This window comes from Phytoactinopolyspora endophytica (assembly GCF_004138495.1).
Lineage (GTDB): Bacteria > Actinomycetota > Actinomycetes > Jiangellales > Jiangellaceae > Phytoactinopolyspora > Phytoactinopolyspora endophytica.
Genome location: NZ_ML142864.1, coordinates 174,600 through 176,934 on the forward strand (window position 1 = coordinate 174,600; position 2,335 = coordinate 176,934).

A 2,335-nucleotide genomic window follows, 5' to 3' on the forward strand; every position below is an offset into this window, starting at 1 on the left:
CCCGGGATGGGCTCGTAGTCGCCGCCACCGCTGACATAGACGGCGCTGACCCAGACGTTCGTGTTGCCGTGATCGTCGTCGGTCTTCAGCCACCAGTCGTTGGTGTAGCCCTTGTCGGAGTACTCCATCCCCTTGCCCTGGCAGTAGAAGTAGTTACTCCCGGCGAAGAGATATCCACCGGTAGGGCCGCCCGCGCCGCCGTAATACGACGGTGCGGTGTGCCACACGTTCTTCCACACCTTCGACGCCTCGACATCGTCGGAGACGCTGACGGAGCTGCCCCCGGGAGGGCTCGTCGCTGGCTCGGTGTTGCTTCCTTGGCTGTCGCTGGGGAGCTCGGCCTGCGCCGTACTCGCGCCGACCAGCAGGGCGCTCGCCGCTGCCGCCGTCACTGCCGCCGCTCTCATTCTGATACCCACGTGGTGTTCTCCCTCCGTGAACTTTGATATGTCAGGTCCATACTGAAAGGCACCACTTTGCCTGCGCTTTTGTCGTGCTTTCTTGGTGTCGACGCATCGACCTTCGGGTCAGGTGCGTTTGGCGTGTGCTCGTCGAGCTGTGCCGGCCTGGCTGCCATGTCTGCAGTCGGCACTGGGTCCGATTCCGGCAATGTCCAATACTCGGTGCCAGCATGGCCGGTCGGTGATCTGGAGGCGCCGCTTAAGCAGGCGGCCGCGTCGTCGACGGCGGTTAGCTCGCCTGCGAATGGTCTGATGATCTTGGATTCTAGCAAGGTCACAAGGCTCGTAAGCCTTGTGACCTGCGATGATGCTGGAGCCGCCTGTCGGAATCGAACCGACGACCTATTCATTACGAGTGAATCGCTCTGCCGACTGAGCTAAGGCGGCCGGTGCTGGAAGGACCAGCACGCTGGACGAGTATAGAACGTACCGGCCCGTCATGCCGAATCGGGACCGAAGCCCACGGCGTCCCCTGATCTGTATAGCGATCCGGCCCCTGGTGTCCGCTTCCGCGACACCAGGGCGGGGGCGAACGAAAGGCGCGGGTGCTCACAGTTCGTTCGTGGTGATCTCCTCGCCCAGGGCCGAGCCGGCAACGTAGTCGGACCAGGACATGTTCCAGTCGACCATCCCTGGGTCGCCCCGTTCGACCAGGTCATCGGCCTCGCGTGTGGAGTTCTCCACAGTGACCACGTCTCCGTAGCGGGCCATGGCGAAGAATGTCTCACCGTTGGCGTCGTTGAGGTTGATGCAGCCGTGGGAGACGTTGTCCTCGCCCTGCGACTCCTCTGACCAGGGGGCGGAGTGGACGAACGTGCCGCTGTACGAGAGTCGGACGGCCCAGTCCGTGTCGACGTCGTAGTAGTCCGGATCGGACTCATCACACGTGATGTTCGCGTTGCACGAGGTCATGTTCCGATCTTTGAACTTCTCCAGGACGACGTACGTACCGTTGCGGGTGGCGAACTCCGGGGCTCCCAGGCTGGTGTCCCACGTATGCTCCGTCTCGCCGTCGACGGTGACGTTCATCTCGTAGTCGTCCGCGTCGACCTCCGCGATGCGTTCCGAGCCGACCTCGAACTCCAGGTGGTACGACCGTCCGCCCCAGAGGTTCTCGCCGGCCTGCACTCCGTTCAGCTCGAGATCGAGAGCAACACTGGTGCCGGCCGGCCAATACTCCTTCGGTCGGAATCGCGCCTCGGTATCACTGACCCAATGCCAGCTGCCCACCACTTGGGGATCCGACGACACCTGCATCTCCCTCTCGACCGCCTCCCGGTCGGTGACCGGTTGGTCGAACTGGACGACGATCGGGGCGCCGACGCCGACCTCCGACTCGTTGCTCGGAAGCATGGCTAGGGTCAGCCGCTCACCCTCCGGGACCTCCGCCACCGTGAGCTCGTCGTCGAATGTATGGACCTCACCGAAATGATCGGAAGCGGTCACGCTGACGTCGTAGCTGGTGCCGGGCTCCGGGCGCGTGTTGCTGGTCCAGGTACGGCCGTCGTCGCCTATCTCGCCCTCGAGTGGGTCGCCCTCGGTGGAGAGGACCTCTGCGGTATCGATCTGGCCACCGTTGACCGCCAGGGCCAACGGCTCGGAGAAGCCGACCTCGCCGCCGACGCCTTCGAGCTGGGTCAGCGCATGTGCTTGCCGGGGCAGGACGGGTTCCTCGTCGTCGCTGCCACCACATGAGCTGAGCGTCAGTGCGGCGACCAAGCTGGCAGTGCCGACCATCAGGCCGCGAGGCGACCGCTGCATTCGGTGCATATCGCCCATTATGGAGCAAACGACGAAGTGAGCGAATGGAGTGGTCGGCCGAGGGACGAGGTCGCCCGCGGAGTGAGTGATCTGAGGAGTGCGACCGGGTGGTT

1 protein-coding gene, 1 tRNA gene and 1 pseudogene are annotated in these 2,335 nt (G+C 64.1%); all 3 read right to left on the bottom strand.

Annotation, left to right across the window (positions count from 1 at the left end):
- Positions 1 to 419 (bottom strand): annotated as a pseudogene (locus tag ELR45_RS35835) (serine/threonine protein kinase); the annotation flags it as partial.
- 353 nt (positions 420 to 772) lie between these two features.
- Positions 773 to 848 (bottom strand) — tRNA-Thr (locus ELR45_RS25980).
- A gap of 162 nt (positions 849 to 1,010) precedes the next feature.
- Entirely contained in the window at positions 1,011 to 2,231 is a 1,221-nt protein-coding gene (locus tag ELR45_RS25985) for a L,D-transpeptidase (protein WP_165368103.1), read from the bottom strand.
- Positions 2,232 to 2,335 lie beyond the last annotated feature (104 nt).

Bases quoted from the DNA above. Each gene is read 5' to 3' on its own strand.
- ELR45_RS25985 (WP_165368103.1), bottom strand. From the start codon at position 2,231: ATGCACCGAATGCAGCGGTCGCCTCGCGGCCTGATGGTCGGCACTGCC.